Raw genomic sequence first — 13,353 nt, forward strand, 5'->3', positions numbered from 1 at the left:
GTATCCTCCGCTAAGAAAGTGCCGCTCAGAGGCTGATGTCGACCCCATGGCGGGTCAGCCAACGGTCCAGGTTCAGCAGGTAGGCCAGGCCGGCGGTCGGGCTCGCCGAGGCACGCGGGCTGGGCAGCGGCGTGCCCTGTTCGAGAGCCTGGCGGACCCGCCCGGCGTCCACCAGTTCGAACAGCGGCGAGCGGCCGTCGTCGAGCAGGCGGCCGACCCGCTCGCGCAGCAGCGCCAGGTAACGTGGGTCGGGGTTGGCCGGGAAACCGCTCTTGCGCCGCTCCAGGATCGCCTGCGGCAGGTGCCCGCGCAGGGCCCGGCGCAGCAGGCTCTTGCTTTCCCCGGCGACGCTCTTCAGCGCCCAGGGCAGGTTCCATACGTACTCCACCAGGCGGTGGTCGCAGAACGGCACGCGCACTTCCAGGCCGACCGCCATGCTCATCCGGTCCTTGCGTTCGAGCATCGCCGGCAGCCAGCGGCTCAGCGCCAGGTAGGCGACCTCGCGCTGGCGTCGCTGGGCGGCATCCTCGCCATCCAGCCGCGGCACTTCGGCGAGGGCCTCGCGGTAGCGCGCCCGGATGTATTCCGGCGCCGCCACCCGTTCGGCGACCTCCCGCCGCAGCAGTTGCCAGGGCCCGCTCTTGCCGGCCAGCCAGGGGAAGCCGTCGTGTGCGAGGGCGCTCGGGTCGTGGAAGAACGGGTAGCCGCCGAACACCTCGTCGGCCGACTCGCCCGACAGTGCCACCGTGGTGTGCTCGCGGACCTGGCGGAACAGCAGGTAGAGCGAGGCGTCCAGCTCGCCCCAGCCGGGCAGGTCGCGGGCCTGGAGCACCGCCTCGTCCTGTTCCAGCACCTCTTCCGGGGCGACCAGCACGGTACGGTGCGGCGTACCGAGGAAGTTCGCCGCCAGCTGCGCATAGGGTTCGTCCCAGCTGCTTTGCCAGGGCGTCGGGACGAAGCCGCGGCCTTCGCCGGGGAAGTCCACGGAGAAGGTCGGCAGGCGCCGCGCGTCGCCATCCAGCGCGGCCACCGCGAAGGCACTGATGGCGCTGGAGTCGAGCCCGCCGGAAAGCAGGCTGCCCAGCGGGACGTCGGCCACCAGTTGCTCGGCCACCGCCTCGCGGAGCAACTGGCCGGCGCGTTCGGCGCTGTCCTCGGCGCCCTCTTCGTGACGTTCCGCGCGCAGCGCCCAGTAGACCAACTCGCGCACACCATTGCGGTCGAAGCGCAGCGCCTGGCCCGGCCGGACCTGGCGCAGGCCCTTGTACAGGCCGTGGCCGGGAGTCGGCGCGGTGGTCAGGGCGAACAGCTCGGCGATGCCGCTGGCGTCGAGCACCGGGTTGGCCTCGGGGTTGGCGAAGATCGCCTTGGGTTCCGAGGCGAACAGCACGCCTCCGGCGGTCGGGTAGTAGTACAGCGGCTTGACCCCGAAGCGATCGCGCACCAGCCACAGGCTCTGCTCGCGCTCGTCCCACAGGGCGAAGCCGTAGATGCCGCGGAGGCGGGCGAAGGAAGCCTCGCCCCATTGCAGATAGGCGCGCAGCACCACTTCGGTGTCCGAGCGGGTGCGGAAGACCTGGCCCAGCGTCTCCAGCTCGGCGCGCAGCTCGCGGAAGTTGTAGACCTCGCCGCTGTAGGTCAGCGCCACCCGCCCACCAGCCTCGGCAAGCATCGGTTGAGCGCCGTTCTCCAGGTCGATGATCGCCAGGCGCCGATGGCCGAGCAGCGCGTGCCGCGACAGCCACAGGCCTTCGGCGTCCGGCCCGCGCGGGGCCAGGGTACGGGTCATGCGTTCGAGGATGCTGCGCTGCTCGCCGAGGTCGCGGCTCCAGTCGGTCCAGCCGGTGATTCCACACATGGATGACGTTCCTTGCAGTGACCCTTTATTCCCCGCGTAGCCAGGGCGGCGCGCAGGGATCTGCAGGGAGCGATGGTTGAAGACGGCTCAGACGGCCACGGCGAGAAGCCGCAGGGCGGCGGGCTGCTGCCCGAGCCGGCGGCTCCACTCGCGCCAGAAGCCGCGGTTCTGCTCCTCGTCGACGTGGCGGCGGGTTGCCGGTCCCATGCCGCGGGAAAAATCGCTGTAGCCGAGGGCGGCGTGGGCGTAGGCGCGCTGACAGGATTCGAGGATCTCGACGTCGTCGGGGGTGCCGAAACCGCCCGGGCCGATGAACGAGATCAACCCATTGATCCGCGCCGCCCGCTCCTCGCGGGTCTCATCGGCGAAGCCGGCGCCCCATACGGTGACGCTGACCTCATCGGCGGCGGTCGGGAAGAACGAGCGGATGTTCAGGCCGAGGATGTCGTTGATCACCAGGTTGGGAAAGATGAACAGGCTTTTGTTGGTGTGGGCGATGTCCTCTGCCCGCGCCTGCCCGAAGCGTTCCACCAGGCGTTCGAACTTGGCGGCGATGGACGGCTTGAGCGCTTCCGGGAACAACGGGCTCCAGTAGGCGATCGGCCGTCCGGTGGACGGCGGGCCGCTGATGATCAGCGCGTGGCCGTTGCCCAGCGCCTCGCCGCGACCGTGGCGCTTGTGCGACTCCGGATCGGTGCCGAGGGTATTCAGGTATTCCAGGTAGCGCTTGTGGGCGAACGGCAGGTGGTAGGCGTCCACGCCGTTTTCCGCGAGCAGCTTCCAGTTGGCCTTGATCGAATGCTCGAAGCCGCCGGGGATGATCTCCAGTTCCGCCTCGGACTGGTCGCAGATCAGGTCGATATAGTCCTTCGCCTGGCCCAGGTAGGTTTCCAGGGACGGTTGCCGGGCGGCGTAGTGGATGAACAGGAAGTTGCGGTAGACCGCGTGTTTCACCTGTGTCAGGGACAGCTCCGGATGGCATTGCCCGGCATGCTGGTAGGCGGCCTTGTCCGGCAGGCCGATCAGGCTGCCGTGGCTGTCGTAGGTCCAGCCATGGTAGGGACAGGTGAAACGCTGGCTGTTGCCCTGGCGCTCGGCGCAGACCTTGGCCCCACGGTGCGCGCAGGCGTTCAGGTAGACCGCCGGCTCGCCATCGGCGCGACGCTGGATGATCAGGTTGCGCCCGCCGACGTCGCGGGTGATGAAGTCGCCGGGCTCGCGCAGTTCGCTGAGGTGGGCGGCATACAGCCAGCTGTCGTCGAATATCTCGTGCAGTTCGCGCCGGTGCAGTTCCGCGGAAACATAGGCCTGGCGCCTGACCCGGAAGTAACTTGCGTCGTCGGTCTCGATATATTCACTCACCGCCTAACCTCCGTGTAACGTTGACAACCCGGCAACGGGGACGGAGGAAACCTAGCACGGGGAAAATCAATTCCGGCAGACTATTTATTCATTAGCTAATAACTCGTAACCCCATGAAAAAAGACAAAATAATTATTTCCCTCGACGACTGAAAATTCCTCCCGCTCATTGCACTCATGCTTTTATGAGGGGTCGCCCCGTTCAACTCTTCAGGTTCACCAGGTCGAGCAGGTCGGCACCGGCCTTGATCTCCTGCAGGACGATTTCCGAGCGGATATCGGTGACGCCGGCGGCGCGGTTCAGTTTGTTCACGATGAAGTCCGAATAGTGCTTGAGGTTGCGCGCCCGGACCCGTAGCACATAGTTGGTGGCGCCGGTCACCACATAGGCGGTGACCACCTCCGGCCAGTCCCGGACCCTGGCGATGAACGCCTCGTGCCAACCCTCGACGTCCTGGCGCAGCGACACATGGACGATGGCTTCCAGCTCCACGCCCAGTCGCTCGGCATCCAGTTCCACCGAGTAGCCGCGGATGATCCCCTCGCTTTCCAGCAGGCGCAGCCGGCGCAGGCAGGCGGATGGCGAGAGGGAGACCTTCTCCGCCAGGTCCTGGTTGCTCATCCGCCCGTCCTGCTGCAGGTGACGGAGAATGCGCAGATCGATGGCGTCCAGGGACATGTGCAATTCCTATCAGAATGAATAGCTATCTTCGAATTTTGTGCGAACAGATTGCCATGCGACCTTGCATTTCGCACGAAAATTCTCCGAAATCTCGTTCATTATCATTCGCTGGATTTCCGGAGAAAAACAATGACTTCGCTCCGCTACTGGGACATCAGTCCCGCCCTCGACCCGAACACGCCGACCTGGCCCGGCGACACGCCGTTCCAGCAGGAATGGGCGGCGCGGCTGGACGAGCAGTGCCCGGTCAACGTCGGCCGGATCACCCTTTCGCCGCATACCGGCGCCCACGTCGACGGCCCCCTGCACTACCGCGCCGACGGCCTGCCCATCGGCCAGGTGCCGCTGGACGTCTACATGGGACCGTGCCGGGTGATCCACTGTATCGGCGCTAACCCGCTGGTGACCCCCGAACACCTCGCCGGCCAGCTCGACGACCTGCCCTCGCGGGTGCTGCTGCGGACCTTCGAACGGGTCCCGGCGAACTGGCCGGAAGGCTTCTGCGCTATCGCTCCGGCCACCATCGAGTGCCTCGCCGAGCGCGGCGTCAGGCTGGTCGGCATCGACACCCCGTCGCTCGACCCCCAGCACTCCAAGACCCTCGACGCCCACCACGCGGTGGGCTGCCACGGCATGGCGATCCTCGAAGGCGTGGTTCTCGACGACGTGCCCGCCGGCGACTACGAACTGCTCGCCCTGCCGCTGAAATTCACCCACCTCGATGCCAGCCCGGTGCGTGCCGTGCTGCGCGCCCTGCCTACCGCGGAGTAACCGATGACCACTCGTGACGACTGCCTGGCGCTCGACGCCGGCGATCCCCTGGCCGACCTGCGCCAACTGTTCGCCCTGCCCGACGGCGTGATCTACCTCGACGGCAACTCCCTCGGCGCCCGCCCCCGGGCCGCCGTGGAGCGCGCCGCCGAAGTGGTCGCCGCGGAATGGGGCGAGGGGCTCATCCGCAGCTGGAACAGCGCCGACTGGCGCGGCCTGCCGGAGCGCCTCGGCGACAAGCTGGCGCCCCTGATCGGCGCGCGCGCCGGCGAAGTGGTGATCACCGACACCACATCGATCAACCTGTTCAAGGTGCTCAGCGCCGCCCTGCGGATCCAGGAGGAAGAAGCGCCAGGGCGCAAGGTGATCGTTTCCGAATCGAGCAACTTCCCCACTGATCTGTACATCGCCGAGGGCCTTACCGACATGCTCCAGCGCGGCTACCGGCTGCGCCTGGTGGATGACCCGGAGCAATTGCCGGCGGCGATCGACGCGGATACCGCGGTGGTGATGCTCAGCCATGTCAACTACAAGACCGGCTACCTGCACGACATGCGCGAGGTCACCCGCCTGGTCCACGAAAACGGCGCCCTGGCGATCTGGGACCTGGCCCACTCGGCCGGCGCGCTGCCGCTGGACCTGCACGCGGCCGACGCCGACTACGCCATCGGCTGCACCTACAAGTACCTCAACGGCGGCCCCGGCTCGCCGGCCTACGTGTGGGTCGCGCCGCGCCTGCGCGAGCGTGTCTGGCAACCGCTGTCCGGCTGGTTCGGCCATTCCCGCCAGTTCGCCATGGAGCCGCGCTACCAGCCCGGCGAAGGCATCACCCGGTTCCTCTGCGGCACCCAGCCGATCACCTCGCTGGCCCTGGTCGAATGCGGCCTGGATATCTTCGCCCGGACCGACATGCAGCGCCTGCGCGACAAGTCGCTGGCCCTCGCCGATCTGTTCATCGAATTGGTGGAAAGCCGTTGCGAACGCTTCGGCCTGACCCTGGTGACCCCGCGCGAGCATGCCCGGCGCGGCAGCCATGTCAGCTTCGAGCATGCCCAGGGCTACGCCATCGTCCAGGCCCTGATCGACCGGGGGGTAATCGGCGACTACCGCGAGCCGGGCATCCTGCGCTTCGGCTTCACCCCGCTGTACACCCGCTTCGTCGAGGTCTGGGATGCGGTGCAGGCGTTGCTGGAAATCCTCCAGAGCGAAGCCTGGAAAGAGCCGCGCTACCAGGTCCGGCACAAGGTGACCTGAGTCCCGCCCGCGCGGACCGCGCCGGTATTCCCGGGGCGGCCCGCGAGCACCCACCGCTCTCGCGCACAGGAGCCCGCGACCGGCACCCGCACATCGCCACCGACGTTCCCTCGGCAATTCATAAGAACCCCAATAAGATTCCAGAGGACATCCAGATGAACGACCCCCAGGGCTTCGAGGCCATCTCGCGCCGCGAACAGGGCCTGCAACGGCGGCTCTCGGCCGCGCAGATGAGCATGATCGCCATTGGCGGCGCCATCGGCACCGGCCTGTTCATGGGCAGCGCCTTCGCCATCGGTTTCGCCGGCCCCAGCGTCCTGCTCAGCTATGCCATCGGCGCGCTGATCACCCTGCTGCTGATGGGCTGCCTGGCGGAAATGACCGTGGCCCATGCCACCCCCGGCTCGTTCGGCGCCTTCGCCGAGCACTACGTCGGCCCGCTGGCCGGGTTCCTGGTGCGCTACGCCTACTGGGCGGCCATCGTCCTGGCGGTGGGCACCGAGGTCACGGCGGTGGCCATGTACATGAAGTACTGGTTCGCCGGTATCCCGGAATGGGTCTGGATCATCTCCTTCTCGACCCTGCTGATCGGCCTGAACGCCAGCAGCGTGAAAGCCTTCGGCAACTTCGAATACTGCTTCTCGACACTGAAGATCGCCGCCATCGTCGCCTTCATCCTGCTCGGCGCCTACCTGGTGTTCGGCTCCGCCAACCCGGCCTACGGCGTGCACAACTACAGCGCCCACGGCGGCTTCTTCCCGCACGGCCTGAAAGGCATGTGGATCGCCGTGGTGGTGTCGATCTTCAGTTATCTCAGCGTGGAGATGATCGCGGTCGCCGCCGCCGAGGCCGAGCATCCGGAACAGGCGGTGAAGTCGGCGTTCCGCTCGACCATCGTGCGCCTGGTGGTGTTCTACCTGCTGACCCTGGCGCTGATGCTCGCCATCGTCCCCTGGGACCAGGCCGGGCAGAGCCAGAGCCCGTTCGTCACGGTGATGCAGGCGATCGGCCTGCCCGGCGCCACCGGGGTGATGAACTTCGTGGTGCTGGTGGCCGCGCTGTCGGCGATGAACAGCCAGCTCTACATCACCACCCGGATGATGTTCAGCCTGTCGCGCGCGGGGCACGCGCCGAAGGGCCTCGGCGAACTGAGCCGCCAGGGCGTGCCGCTGAACGCGCTGCTGCTGTCGAGCGTCGGTATCGCCCTGGCGACCCTGCTCAACCTGGTCTACCCCGAGCAGTCCTTCACCCTGATGATGGCGGTGTCGATGTTCGGCGCCCTCTTCACCTGGCTGATGATCTTCTTCACCCACCTCTGCTTCCGCCGCCACCGCGCCCGCCACGGCGGCGCGCCGCTGGCCTTCCGCATGCGCCTGGCGCCCTGGTCGACATTGCTCGGCCTGGCGCTGATGGCGGCGATCCTGGTCACCACCTTCTTCACCGAGGCGTTCCGCATGACCCTGGTCTTCGGCGTGCCGTTCCTCGCGCTGCTCAGCGCACTCTACCTGGTCTTCGTCCGCAAGCCCGGCAGGGATTGTCCGATAGAACGGGCAACGCCCTAGGCGCTCTCCGCCCTGCGAACCTGGCGCGCACGGCGAAGCCCGACCGGCGCGCCCTTTCCGGACCGGGCGGTTCCGTTTCCCATACCTTTTCCGTCGCACAAAAAGCATTACCCGCCGGCCGCCGCGACTCCGTAGCGTATGCCCAACCGGACGTTCCGGCCCGCGGCGCGCCGCGGCCGGCGCGCTCCCGTCAGGGACGAAGTGGCGGCACGCCCAGCCATCGAGCGCACTGCATCGCTCTGCCCTGTGGGGACGCAGACGTCGTCAGCCATGAGGGGAACACGATGCATCCGACCTTTTCGCGGGTCCTGCTGGCCGCCGCACTGGCCGCCGCCGGCAACCCTGCCGTCGCCACCGAAATCCAGCTCGAGCAAGGTTGGAACGCCGAGCAGCGCGCCTCCTGGTACGACGCCTCGCTCGGTTCGCGGCTGCTGCCGCTGGCCTGGGCCCAGGCGCTGGAACGTCCGAACAGCGAGGAACGCCTGTTCTCCGAAGACAACGCCCGGCGCCTCGGCTTTCCCCTGCGCAACTGGCAAGGCGGCGAACTGCGCCTGCCGCGCGGCTTCGCCCTCGACCAGCAGGACGACAGCCAGTTCTCCGACACCCGCCTGCGCTGGAAAGCCCGCCAGTCTTCCAGCGAACCCTGGGTCGGGCTGAATTGCGCCGGCTGCCACTCCACCGACATCAGTTACCGCGGCAGCGAACTGACCGTCGACGCCGGCGCCACCCTGGCCAACGTCCAGGCGATCTTCGACGAAGTGCTCGCCGCGCTGCGCCGCACCAGCGACGACGGCGACAAGTTCGCGCGCTTCGCCGGCAACGTCCTCGGCAGCGAGGACAGCCCGGCCAACCGCGAGCTGCTGAAGGCCGCCCTGGTCAAACGCGCGGCGCTGATCGACACCCTGCTGAGCATGTCCGCGACCGACCTGCAACCCGGCCCGGGGCGCCTCGACGCCACCGGCCAGTCACTCAACCGCGCGGCAATCAACTCCGGCGCCCGCCATCTGCAAGCGAACCCGACCGACGCGCCGACCAGCTTCCCGGCACTGTGGCACACGTTGCAGATGGACAAGCTGCAATCCAGCGGATTCGTGCCCAACGTCAAGGTCCTCGACCTCAACGGCCAGGTCTTCGACCTCGGCTACCTGGCCGGCGACATCGGCGTGGTCCAGGGCGACTACGGCGACGTGGTCAGCCATCCGCTGTCCGGCCTGGAGGGCTATATATCGAGCATCCGCGTGGACAACCTGACCCGTGTCGAGGGCCTGATCCACAAGCTCAAGGCGCCGGCCTGGCCGAGCCAGCTGTTCGGCGCCCCGGACAGCGCCAGGCTGGCCCAGGGCAAGCGCCTCTACGAGGAGAACTGCGCGGCCTGCCATGCGAGCATCGGCCGCGACGACCTGCAAACCCCGATCAAGGTCCGCCAGGTGCGCCTGAAGGCCCATGGCGACGACGCGCCGATCGGCACCGACCCGTGGATGGCCTGCAACACCTTCACCTTCAGCAGCCCCAGCGGCAACTACTTCGGCCTGTTCCGACCGTCCCTCGGCACCCCCAGCGGCGTCGGCATCGTCGGGCGGACTTCGAAGATCGCCGACATGCAGGTCCCCGAGGTGTTCCAGATCATGCTCGGCAAGAAAGGCCAGCTGGCCGACGGCATCGCCGAGATCATCCACGCCATCGTCACCGGGCAGCAGACCCTGCCCGGCTCCGACAGCCTGCAAGCGCTTCCCACCGGGCAACTGCTGCTGGCCGGCGGCAACCCGGCCGGCAGCCAGGCGCCGAGCCTCGCCGCCGGCGAAGTCCCCGCCGACAAGAGTGCGCGCAAGGACTACTGCCTGAACACCGAGCATCCGTTCCTCGGCTACATCGCTCGCCCGCTGAACGGCATCTGGGCCACCGCGCCCTACCTGCACAACGGTTCGGTGCCGTCGCTGTACGACCTGCTGCTGCCCCAGGAGCAACGGCCGACCACCTTCTACACCGGCAGCCACGAGTTCGATCCGAGCCGGGTCGGCTACCTCACCGGGCCCGGCCCGGACAACGCCTTCCTCTTCGACACCCACCTGGAAGGCAACTCCAACGCCGGCCACGACTTCGCCCGCGAGTACGACGAAAGCCAGCGCCTGGCGCTGCTCGAATACCTCAAGACCCTGTGAGCCGGCCCCGCCCACATGCCCAATAGAGAGAACCGCCCGATGACCCTATCGCGACTCAGCCTTGCCATCCTTTCCGTCCTCGCCGGTGCCCCGGCATTCGCCGACGACAGCGGCGTCGACCTCGACCAGGGCTGGAACCAGACCCAGAAGACCGCCTGGCTGGAAGCCGGCCAGGGCTCGCGGATGCTGCCGCTGGCCTGGCTGGTGGCGCTGGAGCAGCGCGCCAGCGAAGAACCGCTGATGTCCGACGCGCTGATCCGCCAGTACGGCTATGTCCCGCACACCCTCGGCGGTTCCAGCGTGAAGGTGGTGCAGGGCTACGCGGTCGACCGCAGCGACGACAGCGACCTGACCTTCACCAAGCTGCGCTGGAAAGCCCTGCAGGGCTCCAGGGAACCCTGGGTCGGACCGACCTGCAGCATGTGCCACACCTCGCACATCAGCTACCAGGGCACCCAGTTGACCGTCTACGGCGGGCAGACCATGGGCGACCTCGCCGGCTTCCAGCTGGAGATCCTCGGCGCCCTGCAGAGCACCCGCGCCGACACCGCCAAGTTCGAGCGCTTCGCCCGCAAGGTGCTCGGCGCCGACGGCCTGGTCAGCGGCTACAACGACGCCAACAAGGCGCGCCTGCAAGCAGCCCTGGACGCCACCATCGTGCGCCTGCGCGACGGCTCGCACTTCAACCTGCCGCACGATCCCGAGTTCGGCCCGGGGCGCCTGGATGCCATCGGTTCGATCTTCAACTCGGTGGGCTACGAACTGCACGCCGACGAGCAGATCTACGGCGCCGAGGACGCCCCCGTGAGCTATCCGTTCCTGTGGAACGTACCGCAGCTGGACCGCGTGCAGTGGACCGGCTTCAACCCGAACCACATCAACGTGGTCGACATCGACAACCGCAAGTTCGACGTCGGCGCCCTGGCGCGCAACGCCGGCGAGGCGGTCGGGGTATTCGCCGACGTCAAGGTGCTCAGCCCGATCCAGTCGGCGCTGCACATCGGCTACCCGTCGAGCATCAACGTCGACAACCTGATCCGCATCGAAGACCAGCTCGGCCAGTTGAAACCGCCGGCCTGGCCGAACCAGCTGTTCGGCGCCCCGGAGCCGGCCAGGGTCGCCGAGGGCCGCGAGCTGTACCGGCAACATTGCTCCAGCTGCCACACGCCGCTGGACCGCAACGACCTGCGGACCCCGGTGAAGACCGTGCTCACCCACCTGCAGGCGCGCGGCGAGGTCGCGCCGATCGGCACCGACCCGTGGACCGCCTGCAACAGCATCGCCCAGCTGAAGACCGGCTACGTGCGCGGCAAGCCCTACCTGTCCTTCGTCGGCACCGGCCAGCGCGGTTTCTACGGCAAGCAGGCCTATGCGGTGGACGTGCTCCAGGAAGTGGTGGTCCAGGCCCTGGCCGCGCGCGGCCTGAGCGTCGCCCTGGGTGCCTTCCAGACCGCCGCCCTGGGCATCTTCGACGGGCAGTTGCCGCCGCTGATCAGTCCGGTGCCGGACAGCCCCGACGCCGACAGCGCCGAAGCGACCGCCGCGGACGCGCCAGGCGCCCTGCTCCTGGCCGAAAACGTCGCGGCCGGCAGCGACAAGGCCCAGCGCCTGGAGCAGTGCCTGGCGATGACCAGCGACCTGATGGCCTATAAGGCGCGCCCGCTGAACGGTATCTGGGCCAGCCCGCCCTACCTGCACAACGGCTCGGTGGCGACCCTCTACGACCTGCTGCTGCCACCGGACCTGCGGCCGCGGACCTTCTATACCGGCAGCGTCGAGTTCGACCCGGTCAACGTCGGCTACATCACCGATGCCGGCGGCGCCAACCGCTTCCTCTTCGACAGCGGCAAGCCGGGCAACGCCAATGGCGGCCACGACTACGGCAACGCGCAGTTCAACGAGCAGCAGCGCCGCGCCCTGGTCGAGTACATGAAGACCCTCTGAAGCCCCTTGCGCGGCCGGCGCTCCCGGCCGCCTCCCTCAACCGGCGGCGACCCGCCGCGCGGTCTCGACGAAGCATTCGAACTGGGCGTCGCTGGCGCGAAGCCGCGAAGTCGGCGACACCGCCAGCCCCACCGGCAGGCGGAAACCTTCGTTGACCGCCGCCGGCAAGGCGGTGAAGGCCACCCCCGGATAGGCGAACTTGGTCAGCGACAACGGCAGGAAGGCGAAGCCGTCGCCGCTGGCGACCTGGGCCAGGAGAATGCTCAGGTCGTTCGGCCGCACGCTGCGCCGGGGCGCGAAGGCAGCGGCATCCATCGCATCGTTCATGAACTGGCTGTAGGCGGGAAACAGCGAGTCCTTCGGTACCAGCAGCGGCTCGCCGATCAGGTCGTTCAGCGACCAGTCGGGCGCCAGTCGCCGGTGCAGGGTTTCCGACAGGGCGATGACGTGCTCGTAGCTGCCGATCTCCATCAGCTCGTATTCACGCACCACCTTCGGCGGCGCGCCGATGATCGCCGCGTCCAGGGACGACTCGCGGACCAGGCTGAGCAGGTCCAGCGATGGCGCCCAGGATGGCGAAACGGCGCTGCACACCCGCGCTTCCTTCAGTTGCCGGGCCAGCTCGCCGGACCAGCCGGGATCGAGGTAGCGGCTGAAACCGATGTGCAGCTGGCGGTCGTCGCCGTCGCCGATGTCGCGGGTCAGCGCCTTGGCCTCGGCGATGATCTTCACCGCGCGGCAATGCACCACCCTGCCCACCTCGGTCAGGCTCACCCCGGCCGGACCGCGGACGAACAGCGCCTCGCCGATGTGCACTTCGAGCGCCTGGATCTGCCGCGACAGCGACGGCTGCGAAACGTGCAGCACCTCGGCGGCCTGGCCGATGCTGCCGTACTCGGCGACACAGGCGAAATACATCAGCTGGCGCAACGAAGGCATCGCCTTCGACCAGTTGATGATCGGGAAACTGGCATCGGTCACGGACATTGCGTACATACCCCTCGCTGGCAACACGGGTCGGATCGGCACGGGCAGGGAAACCCCGGGACGGCGCGACGAACGACCGCCGGCAGCCTGCTTCCGAAAGCCGTTTCGCGGCAGAAGAACGAAAGATAGGTAGCGGAGATGACAGGAAGCGCGACGTTCGGGGCCGGGACGCTCTTCATGGGCGGCGTCTTGTTCCCGCGCCGCCAGTATAGCCAGGCGGCATGGGGAACTGGCCATGCGGCGCGCCACCACCGCGGGCCACCCTCGCCGTTCGGATAGGTCCCCTTGCCAGGTCGGTCCGAAGCTGCCGGGGGCTATCGAAAGCGCTGCGCCGTGGGCACCGGCCACGAACGCAGGCCACCCCGTCGGCAGCGGCTGAACCGCTTCGTCTTTTCGTGAACCGCTTCCGTGTCGGCGGAGCGCCAGGGGGGCTACGCTGAGTTTTTCAGGATCAGGAGTACCGCCATGCTGGATCACGACCTGACTGTCGCCCTGCTCTGCCGTCTCAACCAGAACCAGAGTGCCCTCGGCATGGCCCTGGAGGAGCTGGCGATCTGGGCGAAGCGCCATGAAGGCGGCGAAACCTACGATGTCGTCATGAACCACCTGCAGACCCTGGAGCGCAACGCCGACTTCGTCGCCGAGGCCATCGTCGTCCTGATGGCGGATCGCTGAAGCGCGCCGGCCCCGTACGAGCGGACGAGCCTGCGCGGTGCGCTGGGCACGGCACGCAGTAAAATCTTCAAGATTTTTCTTACAAGGCAATAGGACTCGT

General features: G+C 67.8%; 10 protein-coding genes. 6 read left to right on the forward strand and 4 right to left on the reverse strand.

The features are described from left to right. Positions 1 to 25: 25 nt before the first annotated feature. The 3 genes from asnB to kynR all read right to left on the reverse strand — a co-directional run bounded on the left by asnB (position 26) and on the right by kynR (position 3,898). Complete coding sequence (asnB, locus tag AC1RB9_RS15065) at positions 26 to 1,858, reverse strand: asparagine synthase (glutamine-hydrolyzing) (RefSeq protein ID WP_003105325.1); 1,833 nt, start codon at positions 1,856 to 1,858, stop codon at positions 26 to 28. Positions 1,859 to 1,945: 87 nt separating this feature from the next. Beyond that, positions 1,946 to 3,220, reverse strand: coding sequence for an aromatic ring-hydroxylating oxygenase subunit alpha (locus tag AC1RB9_RS15070; protein WP_003118521.1), 1,275 nt, complete (start codon positions 3,218 to 3,220; stop codon positions 1,946 to 1,948). 201 nt (positions 3,221 to 3,421) lie between these two features. Continuing rightward, positions 3,422 to 3,898, reverse strand: coding sequence for a kynurenine pathway transcriptional regulator KynR (gene kynR, locus AC1RB9_RS15075; RefSeq protein WP_003088777.1), 477 nt, complete (start codon positions 3,896 to 3,898; stop codon positions 3,422 to 3,424). Positions 3,899 to 4,030: 132 nt separating this feature from the next. Here kynR and kynB point away from each other — a divergent pair, with 132 nt between their 5' ends. The 5 genes from kynB (at position 4,031) to AC1RB9_RS15100 (ending at position 11,591) form a co-directional block, all read left to right on the forward strand. Further along, the gene (gene kynB, locus AC1RB9_RS15080; RefSeq protein ID WP_003162661.1) at positions 4,031 to 4,672 is read left to right on the forward strand and encodes a kynurenine formamidase KynB; all 642 of its coding nucleotides are present in this window, start codon (positions 4,031 to 4,033) and stop codon (positions 4,670 to 4,672) included. 3 nt (positions 4,673 to 4,675) lie between these two features. Next, positions 4,676 to 5,926: a kynureninase gene (gene kynU, locus AC1RB9_RS15085; protein ID WP_003160184.1), complete on the forward strand. Its 1,251-nt coding sequence runs from the start codon at positions 4,676 to 4,678 to the stop codon at positions 5,924 to 5,926. Positions 5,927 to 6,081: 155 nt separating this feature from the next. Then, entirely contained in the window at positions 6,082 to 7,488 is a 1,407-nt protein-coding gene (locus tag AC1RB9_RS15090) for an amino acid permease (protein ID WP_003088769.1), read from the forward strand. A gap of 284 nt (positions 7,489 to 7,772) precedes the next feature. Next, on the forward strand, positions 7,773 to 9,647 hold the full coding sequence (locus AC1RB9_RS15095; RefSeq protein WP_003162660.1) for a (7S,10S)-hydroperoxide diol synthase: 1,875 nt from the start codon (positions 7,773 to 7,775) through the stop codon (positions 9,645 to 9,647). A gap of 39 nt (positions 9,648 to 9,686) precedes the next feature. Next, a complete protein-coding gene (locus AC1RB9_RS15100; protein WP_003162659.1) occupies positions 9,687 to 11,591 on the forward strand; it encodes a 10S-dioxygenase in 1,905 nt (634 codons plus the stop codon). A 36-nt stretch (positions 11,592 to 11,627) separates the two neighbouring features. Here the strand turns inward: AC1RB9_RS15100 and AC1RB9_RS15105 are convergent, their stop codons facing one another. Continuing rightward, positions 11,628 to 12,530, reverse strand: a complete 903-nt coding sequence (locus tag AC1RB9_RS15105) for a LysR family transcriptional regulator (RefSeq protein WP_003128663.1) — start codon at positions 12,528 to 12,530, stop codon at positions 11,628 to 11,630. Positions 12,531 to 13,043: 513 nt separating this feature from the next. Between AC1RB9_RS15105 and AC1RB9_RS15110 the strand changes: the two genes are divergently transcribed. Continuing rightward, on the forward strand, positions 13,044 to 13,253 hold the full coding sequence (locus AC1RB9_RS15110; RefSeq protein WP_003088759.1) for a hypothetical protein: 210 nt from the start codon (positions 13,044 to 13,046) through the stop codon (positions 13,251 to 13,253). The last annotated feature ends 100 nt before the right edge of the window (positions 13,254 to 13,353 follow it).

The sequence above is a fragment of the Pseudomonas sp. 20-5 genome (assembly GCF_056782835.1).

What these genes read in the sequence shown, in the direction of transcription:
- AC1RB9_RS15110 (WP_003088759.1), top strand. Translation starts at nt 13,044, where the DNA reads ATGCTGGATCACGACCTGACTGTCGCCCTGCTCTGCCGTCTCAACCAG.
- asnB (WP_003105325.1), bottom strand. Translation starts at nt 1,858, where the DNA reads ATGTGTGGAATCACCGGCTGGACCGACTGGAGCCGCGACCTCGGCGAG.
- kynU (WP_003160184.1), top strand. Translation starts at nt 4,676, where the DNA reads ATGACCACTCGTGACGACTGCCTGGCGCTCGACGCCGGCGATCCCCTG.
- AC1RB9_RS15105 (WP_003128663.1), bottom strand. Translation starts at nt 12,530, where the DNA reads ATGCCTTCGTTGCGCCAGCTGATGTATTTCGCCTGTGTCGCCGAGTAC.
- AC1RB9_RS15090 (WP_003088769.1), top strand. Translation starts at nt 6,082, where the DNA reads ATGAACGACCCCCAGGGCTTCGAGGCCATCTCGCGCCGCGAACAGGGC.
- AC1RB9_RS15095 (WP_003162660.1), top strand. Translation starts at nt 7,773, where the DNA reads ATGCATCCGACCTTTTCGCGGGTCCTGCTGGCCGCCGCACTGGCCGCC.
- kynB (WP_003162661.1), top strand. Translation starts at nt 4,031, where the DNA reads ATGACTTCGCTCCGCTACTGGGACATCAGTCCCGCCCTCGACCCGAAC.
- kynR (WP_003088777.1), bottom strand. Translation starts at nt 3,898, where the DNA reads ATGTCCCTGGACGCCATCGATCTGCGCATTCTCCGTCACCTGCAGCAG.
- AC1RB9_RS15100 (WP_003162659.1), top strand. Translation starts at nt 9,687, where the DNA reads ATGACCCTATCGCGACTCAGCCTTGCCATCCTTTCCGTCCTCGCCGGT.